Annotated in this window: 17 protein-coding genes; 3 read left to right on the top strand and 14 right to left on the bottom strand. The window is 44.4% G+C overall.

Annotated features, from left to right (window positions below):
• Window positions 1–7: 7 nt before the first annotated feature.
• The 7 genes from H1230_RS14440 to H1230_RS14410 form a co-directional block, all read right to left on the bottom strand.
• Entirely contained in the window at window positions 8–766 is a 759-nt protein-coding gene (locus H1230_RS14440) for a methyltransferase domain-containing protein (protein WP_239716418.1), read from the bottom strand.
• 436 nt (window positions 767–1,202) lie between these two features.
• Complete coding sequence (locus H1230_RS14435; RefSeq protein WP_239716416.1) at window positions 1,203–2,039, bottom strand: carbohydrate ABC transporter permease; 837 nt, start codon at window positions 2,037–2,039, stop codon at window positions 1,203–1,205.
• Window position 2,040: 1 nt separating this feature from the next.
• Window positions 2,041–2,973 carry a carbohydrate ABC transporter permease gene (locus H1230_RS14430; RefSeq protein ID WP_239716414.1) on the bottom strand — a complete coding sequence of 311 codons (933 nt, stop codon included), beginning with the start codon at window positions 2,971–2,973 and terminating at the stop codon, window positions 2,041–2,043.
• A gap of 83 nt (window positions 2,974–3,056) precedes the next feature.
• Complete coding sequence (locus H1230_RS14425; RefSeq protein WP_239716412.1) at window positions 3,057–4,400, bottom strand: ABC transporter substrate-binding protein; 1,344 nt, start codon at window positions 4,398–4,400, stop codon at window positions 3,057–3,059.
• A 201-nt stretch (window positions 4,401–4,601) separates the two neighbouring features.
• The gene (locus tag H1230_RS14420) at window positions 4,602–6,389 is read right to left on the bottom strand and encodes a cache domain-containing sensor histidine kinase (protein WP_239716409.1); all 1,788 of its coding nucleotides are present in this window, start codon (window positions 6,387–6,389) and stop codon (window positions 4,602–4,604) included.
• 32 nt (window positions 6,390–6,421) lie between these two features.
• On the bottom strand, window positions 6,422–8,023 hold the full coding sequence (locus H1230_RS14415; protein WP_239716407.1) for a response regulator: 1,602 nt from the start codon (window positions 8,021–8,023) through the stop codon (window positions 6,422–6,424).
• Between the two features lie 116 nt (window positions 8,024–8,139).
• Window positions 8,140–10,026: a beta-L-arabinofuranosidase domain-containing protein gene (locus H1230_RS14410; RefSeq protein WP_239716405.1), complete on the bottom strand. Its 1,887-nt coding sequence runs from the start codon at window positions 10,024–10,026 to the stop codon at window positions 8,140–8,142.
• A 143-nt stretch (window positions 10,027–10,169) separates the two neighbouring features.
• Between H1230_RS14410 and H1230_RS14405 the strand changes: the two genes are divergently transcribed.
• Both H1230_RS14405 and H1230_RS14400 read left to right on the top strand, forming a co-directional pair.
• Window positions 10,170–11,042, top strand: a complete 873-nt coding sequence (locus tag H1230_RS14405) for a helix-turn-helix domain-containing protein (RefSeq protein WP_239716402.1) — start codon at window positions 10,170–10,172, stop codon at window positions 11,040–11,042.
• Between the two features lie 51 nt (window positions 11,043–11,093).
• Complete coding sequence (locus H1230_RS14400; protein WP_239716400.1) at window positions 11,094–11,846, top strand: YdcF family protein; 753 nt, start codon at window positions 11,094–11,096, stop codon at window positions 11,844–11,846.
• Window positions 11,847–11,879: 33 nt separating this feature from the next.
• Here H1230_RS14400 and H1230_RS14395 read toward each other — a convergent pair whose 3' ends face one another.
• From H1230_RS14395 to H1230_RS14365, 7 genes are all read right to left on the bottom strand, one after another.
• Window positions 11,880–12,905, bottom strand: coding sequence for a HAMP domain-containing sensor histidine kinase (locus tag H1230_RS14395; protein WP_239716398.1), 1,026 nt, complete (start codon window positions 12,903–12,905; stop codon window positions 11,880–11,882).
• Window positions 12,902–13,591, bottom strand: coding sequence for a response regulator transcription factor (locus tag H1230_RS14390; protein ID WP_239716396.1), 690 nt, complete (start codon window positions 13,589–13,591; stop codon window positions 12,902–12,904). The genes H1230_RS14395 and H1230_RS14390 overlap by 4 nt, the downstream gene beginning before the upstream one ends.
• Window positions 13,592–13,612: 21 nt before the next feature.
• The gene (locus H1230_RS14385; RefSeq protein WP_239716394.1) at window positions 13,613–14,332 is read right to left on the bottom strand and encodes an ABC transporter permease; all 720 of its coding nucleotides are present in this window, start codon (window positions 14,330–14,332) and stop codon (window positions 13,613–13,615) included.
• Between the two features lie 10 nt (window positions 14,333–14,342).
• On the bottom strand, window positions 14,343–15,125 hold the full coding sequence (locus H1230_RS14380; protein WP_239716392.1) for an ABC transporter permease: 783 nt from the start codon (window positions 15,123–15,125) through the stop codon (window positions 14,343–14,345).
• Complete coding sequence (locus H1230_RS14375; RefSeq protein ID WP_239716390.1) at window positions 15,094–15,855, bottom strand: ABC transporter ATP-binding protein; 762 nt, start codon at window positions 15,853–15,855, stop codon at window positions 15,094–15,096. The genes H1230_RS14380 and H1230_RS14375 overlap by 32 nt, the downstream gene beginning before the upstream one ends.
• 216 nt (window positions 15,856–16,071) lie before the next feature.
• Window positions 16,072–16,551: a Cys-tRNA(Pro) deacylase gene (gene ybaK, locus H1230_RS14370; protein ID WP_239716388.1), complete on the bottom strand. Its 480-nt coding sequence runs from the start codon at window positions 16,549–16,551 to the stop codon at window positions 16,072–16,074.
• Window positions 16,552–16,690: 139 nt separating this feature from the next.
• Window positions 16,691–17,445 (bottom strand): IS5 family transposase gene (locus tag H1230_RS14365; RefSeq protein WP_239717331.1). Its coding sequence is split into 2 segments (ribosomal slippage): window positions 16,691–17,133 and window positions 17,133–17,445, totalling 756 coding nucleotides; the frame shifts between segments, so codons are not numbered across the junction.
• Window positions 17,446–17,846: 401 nt separating this feature from the next.
• On the opposite strand from H1230_RS14365, the gene H1230_RS14360 reads away from it, so the two are divergent.
• Window positions 17,847–19,514: a ribonuclease J gene (locus H1230_RS14360; RefSeq protein WP_239716386.1), complete on the top strand. Its 1,668-nt coding sequence runs from the start codon at window positions 17,847–17,849 to the stop codon at window positions 19,512–19,514.
• The last annotated feature ends 268 nt before the right edge of the window (window positions 19,515–19,782 follow it).

The raw sequence follows: 19,782 nt of genomic DNA, 5'->3' as shown, positions 1-19,782 counted from the left end.
GTTGCGTTCAAGTTTTCTTCCTAGCAATGATGTGTGTAAATCTAGCAATTTCTCTATACGGGCTTTGATTCCCAAGCTCAAATTCTAAATTAACAATCTTCTTATGCCAATCTTCATTTTGCTTTATCTCATTATCTGAGATATATCCGTAAATATTATGTATTCCAAAGTGTCCTACAATATCATACCCTGAATCCACCAGCCACTTTGATATCTCATCAAACGTATAAATTGTTAGTTCTGTCTGAATTATTCTACTATATTCTTTGCTGTTTCCTATACTTGAAAGAGCAGCCACAGGGTCTTTATTTATAATGGCCTTCTTCATTATTTTGGCTGTTGGATTATGAGCAATCAGTGATAGATAACCATTCATGTCCTGACAACCACTAATATGTTTAATAAATAGTTTTGGATCTTCTACATACTCAAGTATATTATGACAAAAAATCCAATTATAACTCCCCATATCAGCAGCCATGCTCTCAAAGGAACCACATAAATAAGTAACTTCTGTTCCTTTACATTGCGCCCTCTCGATCATATCCTTTGTCGGATCAATTCCAGTAACTTTATTCCCTCTCTTAGCATATTCAAGGCTAGTAATTCCAAACCCACAACCAATATCCAGTACAGTTTGTTCTTGTAGCGTAAAATATGGATCCATTTGATGCCAAGCTGTTTGGTAAAACAATTGCCCCCAAGGCATCTGAGTGTAATTTAAGTATTGCTCTATAGTCTTTGAAAATGCTTCTGAACTATTCATAACAAAATGCATCCTTTCAATTTCGATCTGGATAATTTCTGCTACATCATATATCTGAAGAATTCGCGAAATTAATGAGCTTTCCTGCCCGTTAACAGGGTCAGCTCAACGAATTAGAGGGAAATCTTCCCTTTAATTGTGCAATATTATGGATATTTCAGCAATTAGGAGGAATTCATCCCTTTAATATTAACCCTTCGGGCTCAATTCGGTGATTCAAAAGGAATTAAGGGGAGGAATTCCCCTTATCTTAAAAGTACGGGCTCCTGTATCGAAGAATATGAATTACATTCTTTGAATCCTCGATCTGTTGTTTCATTAGTGATTCCTCCTCTTCAACTGTCATTAATTCAAGAAGGGATGCCTCTGACCAAGAATCTGGCTAACAGAGACATCCCAATTGGATTAAATCGTTACTTACTTCCGTTGATTAGCATTAGCCTTTAGTCGCCCCAGACGCAATCCCTTTAACGAAATACTTCTGCAGTGAAATAAACACTATCAGCACTGGTATTACAGACATTGCGGTTCCGGCAAAAATCATGTCCCAACGCGAGGAGAACTCACCGATATAACGGTAAATTTCTACGACCATCGTCTTCGCCTCACCGGAGGGCAGCACCAGCATTGGCATCAGGAAGTCATTCCAGATTCCCAGACCGTTCAACACGACCATACTTGCCGTAACCGGCCCTAACAGCGGGAATACAATTCTCCAAAAAATCCCGTAGCGGGAGCAGCCGTCAATCTCAGCCGCTTCCTCAATTTCACGCGGGATGCCTTTAACAAAGCTCGTGTATAGCAGACAGCCAAAGCCTACCGCACCAGCGACATAAATGAAGATGGGCCCTGCAAGATTACCATACAGCCCCAGCATTCTCAGCTCTTTAAACAAGGGAATCATATAAGCTTGGAAAGGAATCATCATCCCGGCCAGAAAGTAGACGAATATAAACCGTGTCCACCTAACATTTCTGCGCTCGATGGCGTAACCTGCCATTGGAATAATCAATACTTGAGCAACAATTGATACTCCGGTCAGGATTAGACTGTTCAAGATCGCCCGTGGGAATTCTGTCTCCGTCAACAGGTATTTAAAGCTGTCCAGATAAAGTGTCTTTGGAAAAGCAATCGCATCACGCATAATTTCCGCATTGTTCTTAAACGCTGACATCAGGTTATAGAAGATAGGGAAGAAAAATAGGATTGCAACTATAAGCGTAATGACGAACAGTGAGATTTCGGCTATTCTTCGGCGAGTCTGCATGGTCATCTTAGAGCTGCACCTCCCTCTTCTGAAGAAATTTCACTTGAATAACGGTAATGATCAGAATAATTAAGAACAGGACCATCGCTAGAGCAGTACCAAATCCCTGCCTTAATTCACCAAAGCCTACCTTGTAAATAATATAAGTTAACGTTTCGGTCTCAAACCCTGGACCTCCATCGGTCATCACGGCAATCTGATCAAATATTTTCAATGCGCTGATCATGGAGAGCACCAAGCACACTGTCATTGATCCCGCGAGCAGCGGAAAGGTGATATGGCGGAATTGTTGTCTTCCGTTAGCGCCATCTATGCTGGCCGCTTCGTTAAGCTCTTGTGGGATTCCCTGCAATCCAGCAAGATAGATAATCATATAGTAGCCCGCGCCTTTCCAAGCCGTAGACAAAATAATCGAAATCATGGCATATTTAGGGTTGCCCAACCAGTCAACAATATAGCTTCCCATTCCGATCTTATCCAAAATCTGATTGAACACACCGAAGTTATAATTGAGAATCATCGACCAGACAAAACCCATGACAATCCCGCTGAGCAGTGTGGGGAAATAAAATACACTTCTAAATAAATTGCGGAACCAACGCACTTTATCAACCATCATCGCCAAGGCAATTGCAGCGATATTCTCTAACAACACTAGGGAAATGGTCATGACCATCGTATTCTTAAGTGCATTATGAACCCGTGGACTGTTCCAGATTTCCACGAAGTTGGCGAAGCCGATATAACGAACGTCTGAACTGATACCATCCCAAGAGGTAAAGCTTAAATAGATACTCCCCACTGTAGGAACAATAACGAATAATGTGTACAGTATGAATGATGGCAAGATGAACAGCAGTGCGTAGGACTGCCACTTTTTCTTTTTCTTTTTATGAGTGGCGATTATTGACTTGTCCGTATTTATTATGGATGTTGCCATGGTTGCTCTCCCTCCTAAGGAAACGCTTGGTAGAAAGAGAACCTCCGCTTGTGAGCAGAGGATTCTCTTCTTAAGCGCAACGATTACATTTGATTAGCTTTCACTTGGGTGTCATACTCTGTATCTGCTTTTTTCATATAATCGGTAACGTCTCCGTCTTTAAGGACTAGCTCCTGCAACAGTTTATAATACCAATTGCGGAACTGCGGCGGAATCAGATTGTCACCCCACCAGTTGTTAATGGCCAATGATTTGACTACATTCGGATCAGCAACAAGATCAAGGGCCACTTGCATCTGCTCACTTGTTTTATAAGTTACGTTCTCTTTAGTAGATGGAATGGCGTTGATTGTAGCCAAATATACAGAATATTGTTCAGGTGCAAAGAAGAAACGGATAAATTCTTTGATCGCTTCAGTTTTGTCTGCATCCTTAGCTGCTTCGGTCGACAAAGACCAACCGGCTGGAGATGGGAGACCAATTACATTTACTTTTCCTTCACGGTCAGGGATTGCATAGAAGCCAAATTCAAAGCTTGGGTCAGCTTCGGCGATCTGCGTGAACATCCAGGTACCGGAATACAATTGTGCCGCTTTGCCCGAAACTAGAATTGAGGCTGTTTGGTTGTCACCGGTGCTTAACCAACCTTTATCGACATACTTAGTGAACAGATCTTTATAATCGGTCATAGCCTGAACTACATTGGCATCTGTGAAACTTACGGTTTTGGCAGTGCGTTTGGAGTTCCAATCGGGATCTTTGGAATATACATCGTCAATCAGGAATTTGTTGACCCAGAAGCCCATATGGAAGATATCCTTGCCGCCTACAACTAGCGGGGTAATACCTGATGTTTTCAATTTCTCTTGAATAGCTATAAATTCATCATAGGTTTTGGGAAGCTCGGTGATGCCGGCATCCGCATATGCTTTTTTGCTGTAAATAATGCCCTGAGGTGCATTCACCTGCATGGGTGCATTCCACACCTTGCCATCTACCTGCGGTGGAGCTTCGAATAAATCAAGCAGATCTGCTGGCAGTTCTACGATTTTACCGGCATCGGCAAACACTTGAGTATCCCGCATTTCAACCAGATCCGGGAATTCACCAACTGCATCTTTTGTCTTCAGCCAGTCCAGATAAGCTGCGGATGAAGTTTCACTTAAATCCTTAATTGTCACGTTTGGATTTGCTTCTGTGAATTTTTTAACCGTATCTGCGATAGCTTTTTTCGTGGCCGGATCACCGGATGCATATCCGATAGTGAAGCTGACATCTTTTTTGGCAACCTCTGTAGCAGGTGTATCAGAGGCTGGTGCATTTGTCGCATTGCCGGCCGTGTTGTTATTGTTTCCACCGCAGGCAGTCAGTACTGTTGTTGTGGCAAGCAGCAATACGGACAATTTCGTCATTGTTTGTTTTAACATTTTATAGTTGCCTCCCCTTTTAGTGAACCGCGGAAACATAAAGACCGATGTGCGCATCATCGCTTAGAAAGCGTTTCCTTCTGTAAATAGAATAGCATTCTATATTCGTTGTTAGAATGAACTTTTTTAAGCGGGATATGCGGTGAATTTAAGAAGTAATTAGGAAACAACCCCATAACAAATAAGAACGAAGGACCTCAATCAGTCCTCCGTTCGCGTAGTGGTACTTATAAAGTTGGGGTTCTCCACGATTGGAAAGGAGAGTAGGATCGAAGTCCCGATATGCTCGCGACTGCTGATAGATAAACCGTACTCTTCCCCATAGAGCGAACGCATCCGTTCATGCACATTTTTGAGTCCGACATTTTTCCCTGGTGTAGTAGAATCTTCCAAGGCTTCAGTTAGCTGCTGCACCTTCTCCTTACTCATCCCGATTCCATCATCATAGACAGTAACCAACAGCTTGTTATCCTGTTTCTCTATCGTCAGGCCCACCGTACCTTTTCCCTGCTGGCGAAGTCCATGCTGGATGGCATTCTCTACAATTGGCTGCAAGGACAGTTTTAGAATGTACCACTCCACATCCACTTCCGGTGAGATGTCACAGCGGAGCTCATATTTGTTCTCGAACCTAACGGAAATGATATAGAAATAATCGCGCAGATGCTCAAGCTCACCCCGTATACTTACCCGGTCCTCCCCATAATCAATAACATATTTCAGTTGGTTGGAGAGTGCTAGAATCATATCCGCCACTTCGTCCATATCCTTATCAACCGCATTCATACGGATGACTTCCAGCGTATTATATAAATAATGCGGGCGAATCTGACTTTTCAAGGCATTCAGTTCTATTTGCTTCTGCTTGATCTGGGCCACATACGCTTCATCTATATATACCTGCAAGCGCTCCACCATTCGATTGAAGCCATGGCTGAGTCTGCCCATCTCATCATTGCTCTCTACAACCATCTGGGTATCAAGATTGCCGGATTCGACGACAGCCATTTGCTTAATTAGATTTCTGATCGGTGCGGCCAGCCGCCGGGAGAACCATGTCCCCATCACGATCAAGACAATCGAACACAGGATGATCGCAATGAATACAGTCAAACGGGCGGATAACAGCTGTTCGAACAGATTATCCCGGTGAATACGGGCAATCACGTTCCCTTTTAAGAATGGAATAGCTTCCTTCAGGACGATCATTTCCTTATCCTCTTTGGTCCGATATCCTTCAGTGCTCTTTACTGAACCCTCATTAGTAAAATAGACATTCCCCTCACCATCCAGCAGGAACAGCTCATCCTTCACTCCCAGATTAAGCTCTCTGAAAAATTGGTTGAACATGGCGGTATCCACATCCAGAAATAAGGTTCCAACAATCTTCGGTTCTTTGGTAACCTTGCCAGAAATATCGATCAGACTTCGTCCAACCGTAAAGACACTGCGTTTCGAACCGGCGTAATAATTCTCGGGATGGGTCGGAAATATGCCTACTTGGGAAGGATTCGGGGCCATCACCGCCAGCCATTTTTTATAGGGTAGAGAGTCATAAGTGATTCCCCGATTCTCCTTATCCTGATAATAGAGCTTATCGTCCAATGCTCTTTGAAAATAAACACTTGTAATATAAGGGTCACTATAGAGTACTGTCTTCAGAAAGGATTCGATCGGAATGGAATTGATCTGCTCCAGTTCATTCACATTATAGGATTGATTCTGCGTGTAGCTCTCAATAAATCCCTCATAACGACCCGTGTACATCAGCTTGGAGACCTCGTTGTATTGATTGAAGGCAGAGTTCAGATTATAGCCCATATACAGCACCATTTGCTGCAGATTGCTGGTGGTATAACGTTCAACATAACCGGAAAAGGTCTGAACCGAAAAAAAACTGAGCGCAAACAGCGGAATCAGACCCACCAGTATAAAGGAGGCCGAGAATTTAACAAATATGCTTTTTTGTCTGCGGCCCCAGATGAACATGTAAAAAGGCACCCCTTTCCTTCTTAGTGCTGCTATTGGTTTTTGAAGGATTGTTTATATTCCTGCGGCAGTTTTCCATATTTCTTCTTGAACATATCACTGAAATGCCGGGCATTGTTATACCCTACACTTTCAGCTATTTCATAGACCATCATATCGCTCTGCAGCAGCAACTGGAGCGCACGGTTCATACGAACCTCAGTCACATAATTCTTAAAGTTCTGTCCGGTGTGCTTCTTAAAAAAACTGCTGAAATAGTAGGGATTCATGAACATCATACCTGCTATAGATTCTAGTGTGATGTTCTCAGCGTAATGCTCCTCCATAAATATTTTGACCTGGGACAGCTGGACCATTTCCTTGTTCACCATGCGGCCGCCAATTTGCTCGGACATCTTGCCCAAGATTACGGAAAATTCTTGCTCGACCTCTGTATACGTGGAGAGATTAGTCAATTTCTCCAGCATTGGACTGCTGTCCTGACCCGCAGGATTGGCCTCTACGCCAAAATTAGCCAGTTCTTGCTCTAGCTGCACAATCGTATTATATACACTGGATACGGCTTGATTCTTATTGTCGACGGCTAACACTCGGATCGTCTGCAGCAAATGGTTCGTACATTCAACAATCTGCTCTTTATCCTGACACTTCAATGCCGTTCTCAACGCAGACTGAAGCTCATTTAGCGAGGTTAATGTCTGGATTTCACCAGCGGGCTGCTCCAATCGGCTAGGAATCACATGATTCAAGCCTACAAAATACTTGCGGTTTAGCGCTCTCACGGCACTACGATAAGACTCATCAGCAATATCCATGCCCTCTACAGTATTGCCGACCCCAATGGAAACCGGCAATTTCAGAAAGCTGTTTATTTTGCCGTGCAGATCATCAGCCAAACGCTCCGGATCTCCTGAATGCTCATGCTGCAGCAAAATACAAAAGCGCTCACCTTTGCGGAACATATAGCTATTGTCAACCTGATCTACGGTTTCTTTAATAATGTTGGACAGTGCGAATTCAACCAGTTTGCGTTCTCGCTCTTCCCAGCGCGAAGGCTGTCCCGCGTATTCATCCGTCTCCAGCACACAGATGCTCACATAGCGGCTTATAGCAGTGATTCCCAATTCCAGCAGCGTTTCCGCCGTCCCTTTGTTCCCATCCGTAAGCCGGTCTAACAACTCTTCAATGGTTAATCTAAGGTTTTTTTGTTCATAGGATTTAAGCATCTTTTTATTACGTTCTCCCTCAGATTCCTGTCGAATTTGCGAAACAGCACGGCTTACGACCTGCTCCAGCTGGTTCTTATTAACCGGCTTAACCAGGTAATCCATCGCGCCGTACTGAATGGCCTGCCGTGCGTATGAGAATTCCTGGTAAGCACTAATAAAGATCACTTTTATCGGCCGCCCGGAATCATGAATTTCCCGAATAATATCAATTCCCGTGTATCCTGGCATGCTTATATCACTAATGATCAGATCAGGGTTACATAATTCGATCTGCTGCTTCAATTCATAACCATCGCTGGCTTCTCCTACTATCGTCAACCCTAGTTGCTCCCAAGCAAGCAGCTTCTTTAATCCCCGTATAATAACCGGCTCATCATCAGCCAAGATTACCCGAATCGTGTGCATACTGCAGTCCTCCTACTTAGCTCTAGTCTTATGATAACAGACAAGATATCCAAGATGCATCTGAGTCGGAATGAAGTTTCTTTAGAGCGAACCGCAGTTTCTATAGAAGTTGTACTCTACCGCTTAGTACTCACCGGAAAATACACCGTATAGGCTTCATCCTTCACCTCAAGCAGCGGAATAAAGCGGATGCCACGTTCCTGGCCAATGGTCCGATAATAGCCTTGATTCCACCAGCTATGGTTCCGTTCTCGATCAGTTGTAAGCATACTGCTTGGCTCCTGTTGAATGCCGAATAATGTTCTTTCCTCATCAACGAGACCAACCAGTACGATGGGCCCGTCCATAAAAGCTACAACATCCGGACGATCTGGCAATGATTCGGTAACCAGCATTTTGGGCAGCGCCACACAGACCCTATCTCCACTGCTCCATACCCGCTGGATCTCATAAAAGGAAGACGGAGCAAATGTTCCAGTCTCTTGTACACCATTTACTGTTATGCTCGCCCCTTCCCTTACCCACCATGGAAGTCTGAGCTTCAGTGTGAATTCTATCTCCTGATCAGTCGTTAAAGTCAGCTTATATATGAATGCATCTGGACGGTGCTGCGGAATTGGCGGTATATTCACCTTCGTGATCGCCGACATGCCCGCAACAGACCAACCGCTAAGTGGATATAGCCCATACTGGCCGTCCTGCTCCAGCTGCAGGCTTATATTGGCCTCTCCCCGCTTAAAATGAACGGTGGCAGGAATCCACTGGCAAACCGCCAGCCCCACTTCCTCTTCCATAAAAATCATCGGTTCGTAAGCCGCATTAGCTTGCATCAGCGTTCCGTGGCAGCACCAGAAATGCCCAGTCTCCGAGCCCCAGTTCTTCCGGCTGCTCGCACCCATCCCAAGAAAATAAGAGATTCTACCATTCTCCCCATGCTGGTGCGCCAGCACACCATTATAGAAGCGCCGCTCCCAATAATCTCCGTAGGCCGCATCGCCACTCCAGCGCAAAAGGATATGTGCCAGCCTCATCATGTTGTAATTCACACAATGCTCCTGTCCCACGCCCATGCGTGAGCACATCTCTCCCGCAGGCATCCACAGCTCCGCATCATCTCCCGCCCCCGTGCAGACATAACCACGGTCCGTGACGGCACACTTCCAGAATGCCTCGACAATTTCCTGGTAGCGCACATCTCCTGTCACTTCAAAAGCCTTCGCAGCGCCCAAAATCTCCGGAATTTGCGTATTGGCATGCTTGTTGGTAAGCACATCCTCACCCGCCAGCAGCGCGTCGAAGAAGCGGCGGCGGTCATAACGGCGGATCAGCTCCAAATGCTGTTCGTCTCCGGTAATTCCATATAGATCGGCCCAGGTCTCCAGCATGCCGCCCGTTTCCAGGTCCAGCAGATCAGCCATCTGCTCACGGCTGAATTTGGTCGTCCAGCGATAAAACCAGATTGCCATTCCCTTCATCATCTCCAGCGCCTGACCGCTACCGGCAATGGTGTACATCTCATACAAGCCCATCAGCAGCTTATGAATCGTATAATGCGGCGCCCAGACATATTTGCCATTCGCGATCCGGTGCATATAAATCTCTGGAAAAGCAGCCAGCCATTCTCCCCCGTTAGCTTCCTGGCACTTGGCAAGTTCACTAACGATATGATCGGCTTTGGCCTTCACCAGCATATCTTCAGTCTGAGCGTAAATACGTGCGGCAGCAGATAGCCAATGCCCCATAATATGGCCTCTTAACTCACAGGTTGGCGATTCCCAGCCCCAATGCCACTGATCCGGGCTATCCATACTTGTGGTCGAGGCTGCTGTCGTCCCACTATTCCCGCTATAGCTCCACAATCCCGCCTCCAGATAAAAATTACGCAGCAGATTGGCATTGCTCAGACTCATTACATAGTGTTTATTCAGTTCAAATCGTGCTTGGATGGGCCCAGGCGAAAGCCGGACTGCTCCAGCAGGAAAAGTTGACATCACGTTGCTCATTTACAGCACCCTCTCTATATTTTGGATATAGATTTAATTATATCTCCTTGATTTAGAGGGTAAATGGACGTAATATCAGATTACATATCCTTTTTTGTGTTTATTAAATTCAGCTGTGACGAAGATCGAAGGGGCGTGTAATTGTGGATGAGTCTATTATTTATCTGAGTGCGGACCGTTTCCCGCTCGTGCGTGATATCGGCTGGAATCAGACCACTGGCCTCTACACCCATCCTGACCGTACGCTTGATTATGACGTATTTATTTACGTTACCGCAGGCACAATGCAGGTTATTGAAGAGGGACAGGAGTATGTTGTTCAGCAGGGACAATTTCTTTTTTTGCGAAAAGGACGACATCATTGGGGGCTACCCCAGACTCCGGCTGGAACTGCCTGGTACTGGATTCATTTCCATACTGTATTTGAGGAATCCGTAGCTTACAAGGACTATCCTCCCCTGCCTGAATTAGGGTTCTATTATCCCAATTATTATGAGTACCGGTTTCCGTTGCCCAAGTACGGTTATTCACCTGTTCAACTGACACTGGAGAACCGTTTAAAGCTGCTGATGGAGCATTACTACTACTTGAAGGAGCATTGGATGACGCAGAGTTGTCTCAGGGTTTATGAGCTTTTGATGGATCTGCAAGAAGCATGGAACTTAGGCGAGCAAGAGAGTATTCACGGAAAAAGTGAGCATACGGCCCGAAAAATCATGGCTTATCTGACGGAGCATTGTGGGGAAGAATTCGTGGGAGACAAGCTCAGCTTATATATGAAGATGAACTACAGCTACCTGTCGGCAATGTTTAAGCAAAGAACGGGCCAGACCATTATTGAGACCCACACCAAGCTCAGAATGAACAAAGCCATCGGGCTGATGCGCAGCACTTCATTGAATATCTCCGAAATCAGCGAGTCTTTAGGCTATCCGAATCCTTATTATTTCAGCCGTGTATTCAAAAAGGTGTTAGGCGAAGCCCCGTCCGCTTATTTAAAGCAATTATATAGATGAAGCATGATACAATACTCTCCATAATCACTCTTATAAAGGCGGTCGATCCCTTTGATCTATTTCATCAAAATTGCCTATAGCTTCGTGCTTCCTCCTGGCATCTTCATCGTTCTGCTGTTAGGACTTGTGCTGTGGATTTGGAAAAAGAACCGCCGTCCGGCGCTCGCACTGCTCGGTGTTACACTAACGCTGTATCTGTCGATGACTACTCTAGTAAGCGATACGCTGATTAGCAGCCTCGAACAAAAATATGCACAGCCAGATATTGCGGCTGTGCAGGGCGATGTTATTGTCGTGCTCGGTGGAGGTGCCACCTCTGGCACACCTGATCTTGACGGGGAAGGCAATCTGCTGGGTTCGGCAGCCAATCGGCTGCTAACTGCTGTGCGTCTTTATCGGCAGACCGGGCTGCCGATCCTCTTTTCCGGGGGTCAGGTGTACGCCGACAGCGGCAATGAAGCTGATATTGCCAAACGGCAATTGATCGGGCTCGGCATCCCTAAGCAAGATATATTGACCGACAATCAATCCTTGAACACCGATCAAAATGCTGTCAATACAGCGGCAGTTATGCAGGCGAACGGGCTCAGCCGTCCAGTTTTGGTAACCTCCGGCTTTCACATGTGGCGGGCGATGCTGCAATTTGAGCATGTCGGGCTGAACCCGTTAGCGTATCCCACCGATTATATAGCTAGCAGACCTATGACGCTGTATTTCAGCAAGTTTGTCCCTTCACCAGGAGCAGTCTCCACAACGGGGTTGGCATTGAAGGAATACTTGGGCATACTTGCGGCACGGTTCTAAGATTGCTCATTCCCCTATTCTCTGGCTGACCCTCTATCTAATTTTAGGGATACTCAACATCACATGAAATAACTCATCTTTTATTTCAGCAGATAGAGTGGCGCTCATTGATTTTGCAATATTATCAGCAATATGCAAGCCGATCCCTAAATGCCCTTTTGGATTCCCATGCTCATTTTCTTTGGTATAGAAACGGTCAAATACCTGTTTAACCTCACTAGTTGAGAGGGTATAGCCATCGTTAGCTAAGTCTAAACAGATCTTGTCAGGTGTTTCAAATACCTTTAATTCTAATACGTCCTTCTGATACCTAAGCGCGTTGTCCAATAGATTATTCACAAGCCGTTTTAAATCTTGCGAATGGGCAGAAATCATAGAATGTGGATCAACTTCGATAGACGTATGGAAATTTGAATGCTGGTACAATGGTTTCTCCAGTTCTTGCACGAGGTTATCCTCTATCCATGTACGAAAGGGTATCTTTGTTGGTTTTCCTGTCCAAAGCAGGGGTTCGCCAAGATCAATGAGCTTTAGTTGATCCATTAGTGCTTCGATTTCGATGGCCTTTCGGTCTATAATCTCCAGGTATTTGGTCTGCTCCTTTTCCGTTGTTGCTAGGCCTTCCTGAAGTCCTTCTACATAAGCACGTATCGAGGATAAAGGCGTTTTTAGATCATGGGTAATATTGATGATAAACTGCATGCGTTCCTCCTCGAACCTTTGCTTTGCTTGCTCATTAACGAGGAGTTGGTCTTTCATTTGTTTGAAAATCAGGGCAAACTGCCCGATTTCATCATCACTATGGTAATCTATTTCTTCAGTCATATTCCCTTTCATGATATTTTTGGCATTTTCACCTAAAACGGTGATGGGAACAATGATCTTGCGCTTAATATAGAAGCTTGTTAACAAGACTAATATCACATATAGAAATCCTATAAAGAAAATAGGGAACAAGTTTGTTGGATATTCACTAATAAGAAACATTAAAGATAATGTGGGTATCACCATCGTGACTATAATTAAACCGCGGAGATGACTGACTATACTTTTCTTCATAACATCGCACCATTAAATCGATAGCCAACTCCCCTCACAGTCACAATACTTTCTGTATCTTTTAGCTTTTCACGGATTTTCTGCACATGTACTGTAATCGTATTTAGATCACCTACCTCCCATGTTCCCCAGATATGTTCGAACATTTGCTCTCGTGTAAACACTTGGTTAGGATGCTGTAGTAAAAAAACGAGAATATCATATTCTTTTACAGTTAAAAAGATTTCCGCTTCACCATTCATAATCTGCCTGGATTTCAAGTCAATTTTAATATTTTGAAAGCCAATTACATGCGCAGTAGTTGATAACTTTTCATTAAAATAAAAGGAACGACGTAGCTGTGCTTTTACACGAGCCACCATTTCTTTGATCGAAAAGGGCTTGGTCATATAATCATCCGCACCCAATCCCAGACCTAAGATCCGATCGAATTCAGACTCCTTCGCACTGGTAATGATCACAATCGCTGACGATTCGGTTCTGACTCTTCGTAAGATCTCGATTCCATCTGTTCCGGGGAGCATAATGTCTAGAAGCAGGATATCCGGCTGGTATTGTTGAAAGAGCCCAAAGGCCATGTTCCCATCGTGACATAACATCACATCATATTGTTCAGCCAGCAGAAAATCTCGTTCAATCTCTGCCAACTCCACTTCATCCTCAACGATCATAACTTTATATTTCACTGGAATGACTATACCTCCTGATCAGATATACATGTCTTGTTTATTGAACATGCTTACACTACATGATACACCAACAATAATCAGTATAAGAAACAGAGTGATACCAGGCAACAGGCTAAGAGTCAAACCCTGCATCATCTTTAGGGGCAACTCTATAATCTGTTTGGTAAGCAGAAAAGGTGACAGCCTGGGATCTGCTTCCAAGAGCAGCATGAGAAAAATAAGCGCCATACCTAACCCCAACGAGACAGAGGATTTTTGTGAAGCCACTATGATACATAAACAAACGGCCGTAAATGAAGCAATCGTTAATAACGACGAGATAAGGAGACCCACCACAAATAACAAGCCCCATCCATGGAATAACCCTTCTAAGGCTCCGGCGGACAAGATTAGAAATAGAAATAAAACTTCCACAGTAGCTATAGACACTAGAAATTTGGAAATGAGATACTCCATCCTCGTGATTTTCCTTGTCAGAGCTGTTTTCATCGTTTGGTAGTGGTAGTCTTCATTGATGATATCGCAGATGAAATAGACTGCCAGAATCCAAAAGAAAGAACGGAAAGTTTCGAAAAAATCAAAAGACTGTTGTATCCCGGAAATGGACTGCTCTGGATTGCCACCTAAACTTAGGCGGTAATAGTATATCAGCTCAGCCACCAATAGGATGAATAGTACTCCAAGTAACTTTTTTCTCCAGATGACTTTTCTGATTTCATTTAATAATGCTATTCTCACTTGAGATCACCTATACTTTCAAATTCTGTTGTCGAAAAGTGACCCACCCCAGGCTGAAGAACACCACAATATATAATCCGATCACGAATCCATTCCAGGCTATAACGGTTTGGGAGGCTTTGAATAAGTCAATATGGTAAAACAGCATTTGATGCATGATCACGCCAACCTTCAAGTTAGGCAAGACCTCGGCGTATTGTCCCACCATAAGCAGAAGGGTCATCACGGTGACACTAGTGATCATCTGATCCATAAAGATGGACATGACTAAAGCCATCATTCCATAACCTAGATATGCGTAACTAAAGGCAAGAGCAGCGTTTAGGGTTTGAAATACACCCTCTACAGGCGGATAACGTAAATTAGCGAACTCCATATAATCCCCCCAGCCAAAGCAGGCGATCCCAACTATGTAGCCTATAACAACCATCATAAAGCTAATGAAGATGACAAATACGGTTAGGGATAATGCGCGAGAAACCCAAAATTCACCTCGTGTAACGGGTCTGGTCAGTATGTTTTTAATCGTACCTTTAGTTCTCTCCTGCAGAATCAAACTGGAAGCATAGATGGCTACAAATACACCCGTAAACAAAAAGCTGGCCTGTAAATGCTGTATTGCAAACGATTGACCGTTGGCGGTAACGAGAACCGATCCTTCAGAACCGTACACGGAATAAAAATAGGCGGAGATCAGAAAACATAGGCCGTAGATTGCAGCGTAGAGTAAGGAGATCTTGGAGGTCAGCAACCTTTTGGTTTCAAATTTCAAGAGTGTTACGATATTTCTCATGGTTGATATCCCCCTGTGTAATCTGTAAGAATAAATCTTCTAAAGTTTCAACAGAATTAGCAGCCAGTAAGCTTATTACTTGCCCCTGTGCTACGATTTCTCCCTTTTGAATGATCGCAACTTTGTTGCATAGATCCTCCATTTCTCTAAGCATATGGCTGGAGATGAAAAAGGTAATGTTCTCTTTGTTTGCAAGTTCCTTGATTAATATCTTCATTTCTCTCAACCCTATGGGATCAACACCATTTGTTGGTTCGTCCAGGATGACTAGCTTGGGGTACCCCAGGATAGCATTGGCTATACCGAGTCTTTGCTTCATGCCCAGCGAGAAGGTTCCGACCTTTTGTTTCAAATGGCTGGTTAGTCCAACCAGGGCAAGCACTTCTTCGATTCGCTGATTGTGGATATTCCCCAAAAGTGCTGCACTTAATTTTAAATTCTGATACGCAGAGAGATGGGGATAAAATGTCGGATTTTCAACGATACAACCCACTTGTGAAATAGCCTCTTTAAAGTGCTCTCTTAAAGAAAGACCATTGATGAATATTTCGCCTGATGTTGGAAAAACCAAATGAGTAATCATGCGAATGGTCGTTGTTTTGCCAGCCCCGTTCGGTCCGAGAAAACCAAATATATCACCCGTATTCACTTGAATATTTACTTTGGATACGATAGGTTTTCCATGCATAACCTTAGTTAACTCTTTAGTCTCAAGAACGATGTTTGTCATAATTCTTCCTCCTCTTTGAGTTGATTGTAGCAACTCAGAATAGAATCCCTATGCCGAAATAATAAAGATTCGCTTTGAGTTTCATAAAGTTATGATAAAGTGTAAACGTCAAATAGCCCCCACCTATTAAATAGATGAGGGCGAAGATAAACTGGAATAAGGTCTAACCACTCGACAAATTTGCGGGTGTGCGGAGTCCCTACTTTTGCGATTTATTCAAAGGGAACGAACCAACTCGCAGAATTCCGCCGCCACAATTCCGACAAGCTGCGAGGGCGCAAGTTCCATTTGCATCCCAATCTTTCCGGCGCTGACTGCCATTTTGTCCAATACCGCTGCGCTGTTGTCTATGTAAGTGGGATACAGCTTCTTCATGCCGACTGGCGAACAACCGCCACGGATATAACCTGTCCATTTCTGCAATTCTTTTACGGGCAGCATCTCTATTTTCTTCTCCCCGGCTGCCTTGGCGGCCTTTTTGAGATCCAGCTCTTCCGCCACAGGAATTACAAACACATATAGATTGGGACCGCTATGGGAAACTAATGTCTTAAATACAACCTCCGGCGGTCGGCCAACCTTCTCGGCAACAGCAGTTCCATGGATATTCCCGTCTTCATTGTCATAGATCAGGACTTCATACTCTATCTTCTTGGCATCTAATATTCGCATGGCATTCGTTTTGGTAACTTGCATGATCATCCACCTCTTTAAACTATTCATATAGTACAACTATAGCAAGAAAGTAGATTGTGCACTAGCCGAGGAGTTCATTCTTGTACAGCTCACTAGGGTAATATTACTAGGGCGTGTCTGAAAACTAATCTTAATGGGGCTAATACAACAAAATCATCGCAGAAGCCAGAAAGGCAAAGCTCAAAAAATTTCGGGAAAGCTTGTCATAGCGAGTTGCGATCCCACGAAATTGTTTGAGTTTGTTGAAAAAACATTCCACCACATGGCGTTCTTTATAATGGTAAAAATCACATGCCCAAGGAGCTGTCGCATTGGACTTGGGCGGGATGCAGAACGTTGCGTTTTGGGATTCAATATATGTTCGAATGTTTTGGGTTCCGTAGGCTTTATCGGCTAAAACAACACTTCCGGACAACGTTAACTCAGAGAGGACTTCAATGGCTACCTTACAGTCATGGATGTTTCCAGACGTTAGAAACAGACGAACCGGATTCCCCAGCGCGTCCACTACAGCGTGGATTTTGGTATTGCGTCCCCCTCGGGAAAGTCCAATTTGCTGGTTGGTTTCGGCGTTTTCGGCCCCTTTTTAGCCCCCGCTGCGTGCTGATGAACTTTACAGGAGGTGCTGTCCAGAGAGACATCCTGCAAGTCCGCATCGCGGGTCAACGACTCAAACACCTTTTGAAATAGGTCGTCTTTGCTCCACAAACGAAATCGGGAATACACCGTTTTCCAAGGACCGAAACGTTCAGGCAAATCACGCCAAGGAGCGCCTGTTTTTACTTTCCAAAGCATTCCATTTAGCATGAATTGATTGGACTTCGAGGGTCTGCCTTCTCCTGTATTTTCGGGCGGTAAAAGATCTTGTATTCGGTCCCATTCTTCGTCCTTGATTTCGTGGCGTCATAGCATCTTTTTACAATCCCCTCGTGATTTCTTTCTTGTAAAATTATGCTACGGTTTCGCTTTTGAAGCAATATCTATATAAGTTAAACTAGAAAATTAAGCAAAAGGCAAAAGTAACGGAGGGGAATTTTGGAACTGTAGGAGCGATAGCGATCGCCTTTGTCTCCGGATTTCATCCGCTAAAGCGGAATAAATCAAGAAATCGGGAGACAACAGCGGCCGGAAGTCCAAACATTCACCGCAGTTACGATTAAAGCCGATTCAGGAAATCTTAAGTTCAACTTATATAGTTTTCAGACACGCCCTAAATAAAGTCCAACATTATTTGATTGGATAATTCGCTGATAATTCATGCATAATATAGGGGAATTTAACAAGGAGGTTCTTCTATGCAGATGTCTGGAGAGCGGCTATGGATTGCAGCATTGGGCGGCGTTAATGAAATTGGTAAGAATATGTATATCCTGCAATATGCCGATGATATTATAGTCATTGATTGCGGCTCTAAATTTCCGGATGAGAGTCTATTAGGTATCGACCTGATTATTCCTGATGTCACTTATTTACTAAACAATATTGACAAGGTAAGAGCTTTAGTTGTCACGCACGGCCACGAGGACCACATTGGAGGCATTCCTTACCTGCTGAAACAGTTGAACATCCCAATCTATGCCTCCCGTTTGACGTTAGGACTCATCGAGAACAAGCTGAAGGAACACGGGATTCTACGCCAGACTAGCTTGCATTGCATTAATGCGGAATCGAGTTTAAAGCTAGGGGCTATTTCCATAACTTTCTTCAGTACAAATCACAGTATACCGGATTGCCTCGGAATCGTATTCGATACACCTGAAGGCACCGTTGTCCATACGGGAGATTTCAAATTTGATATGTCCCCGGTCAACAAACAATATCCAGATATACATAAAATGGCTAACATCGGCCAAAAAGGCGTAAAGTTTCTGCTCTCTGAGAGCACAAATGCCGAACGCCCTGGCTTCACACCTTCCGAGAAACTCGTTGGCGCTCATATGGATGATGCTTTCCATAAAGCCGAGCGCAGAATATTTGTCTCTACCTTTGCCTCAAATGTGAATCGAGTTCAGCAAATTGTTGATTCTGCCAGCCAAACCGGACGTAAGCTTACCTTGCTCGGCAGAAGTATGGTTAACGTGGTAAGAATTGCTGCAGAGTTAGGATATCTGGACATACCCGAAGGCATGCTGGTAGAGCCAGCAGATGCGGCCAAGCTGGCTCCAGAAAAGTTGGCAGTGCTCTGCACAGGAAGTCAAGGCGAACCTATGGCAGCCTTATCCCGCTTGGCTAACTCAAGCCATAGACTAATGGAGATTGGGGCGGGGGACACCGTCTTAATCGCAGCTAATCCGATTCCGGGCAATGAACGCAATGTATCCCGGATTGTAGACAATTTGTACATCCTTGGTGCACGCGTCATTTATGGTTCCCGCAGTGAACTGCATGTCTCGGGGCACGGCAGCCAAGAGGAATTAAAGCTAATGCTGACCTTGATGAAACCTGAATATTTCATTCCGATCCATGGAGAATACCGCATGCTTCATCACCACAGCTTGCTGGCGGAAGACGTTGGGGTCAATCCTGATCATATCTTCATCTTGAAGAACGGGGAGATTGTCGAGTCTAGCGCAGGCGTTGTCCGCCAGTCGGGGCGGGTAACCGCCGGTCAGATTCTTGTGGATGGTCTCGGGATCGGCGATATTGGCAATGTCGTGCTGCGCGATCGGCGTCAATTGTCAGCAGACGGGATCCTGATCACTGTGATCACAATAAGCCAAAGTGATGGTCGAATTCTAAACGATCCGGATACGATCTCCAGAGGTTTCGTTTATGTCCGGAATTCAGACAAGCTGATGGAAGAAATCAATCAGCTTGTCGCCGCAACCCTGCAAAAAATGAGTAAAGCTGATCTTGGTCAATGGAATATCATGAAACAAACGATCAAGGATACCTTGGGGAAATTCCTGTACGAGAGAACGAAGCGGCGGCCGATGATTCTTCCCATCATCATTGAGGTTTAGACGTCGTTGCCATGATTTTCCGGTAGAAGTTGGTCGGCGTTGACCCTTCCCAATTAATATCTCAAGTTGTAAACCCTTCAGCCTGCAGAGTCATTTCCATGATTATATGTCGGGAGAATATTGATTTGACCTCCGGTCTGAGCACTAATTCTCCCGTGATGCTGTCCAGGCAAGTGAATCAGGATCGGCACATTATTAAATGTACTGGCGTATTTATACTTGGTTTTGTTACCTAATGTACATAGCAAAAGGGCCCTTAGGCAATTTT

It is taken from the genome of Paenibacillus sp. 19GGS1-52 (assembly GCF_022369515.1).
In the GTDB taxonomy this organism is placed as follows: Bacteria; Bacillota; Bacilli; order Paenibacillales; family Paenibacillaceae; genus Paenibacillus_AQ.
The sequence above is the reverse complement of the archived record's forward strand: the minus strand, read 5'-3'. Positions and strand labels throughout refer to the sequence as shown.

Excerpts from the sequence above, each read along its gene's own strand:
- ybaK (WP_239716388.1), bottom strand. The coding sequence starts at position 16,551 with ATGCAAGTTACCAAAACGAATGCCATGCGAATATTAGATGCCAAGAAG.
- H1230_RS14380 (WP_239716392.1), bottom strand. The coding sequence starts at position 15,125 with ATGAGAAATATCGTAACACTCTTGAAATTTGAAACCAAAAGGTTGCTG.
- H1230_RS14410 (WP_239716405.1), bottom strand. The coding sequence starts at position 10,026 with ATGAGCAACGTGATGTCAACTTTTCCTGCTGGAGCAGTCCGGCTTTCG.
- H1230_RS14420 (WP_239716409.1), bottom strand. The coding sequence starts at position 6,389 with ATGTTCATCTGGGGCCGCAGACAAAAAAGCATATTTGTTAAATTCTCG.
- H1230_RS14415 (WP_239716407.1), bottom strand. The coding sequence starts at position 8,023 with ATGCACACGATTCGGGTAATCTTGGCTGATGATGAGCCGGTTATTATA.
- H1230_RS14430 (WP_239716414.1), bottom strand. The coding sequence starts at position 2,973 with ATGGCAACATCCATAATAAATACGGACAAGTCAATAATCGCCACTCAT.
- H1230_RS14375 (WP_239716390.1), bottom strand. The coding sequence starts at position 15,855 with ATGACAAACATCGTTCTTGAGACTAAAGAGTTAACTAAGGTTATGCAT.
- H1230_RS14435 (WP_239716416.1), bottom strand. The coding sequence starts at position 2,039 with ATGACCATGCAGACTCGCCGAAGAATAGCCGAAATCTCACTGTTCGTC.
- H1230_RS14395 (WP_239716398.1), bottom strand. The coding sequence starts at position 12,905 with ATGAAGAAAAGTATAGTCAGTCATCTCCGCGGTTTAATTATAGTCACG.
- H1230_RS14425 (WP_239716412.1), bottom strand. The coding sequence starts at position 4,400 with ATGTTAAAACAAACAATGACGAAATTGTCCGTATTGCTGCTTGCCACA.
- H1230_RS14360 (WP_239716386.1), top strand. The coding sequence starts at position 17,847 with ATGCAGATGTCTGGAGAGCGGCTATGGATTGCAGCATTGGGCGGCGTT.
- H1230_RS14440 (WP_239716418.1), bottom strand. The coding sequence starts at position 766 with ATGAATAGTTCAGAAGCATTTTCAAAGACTATAGAGCAATACTTAAAT.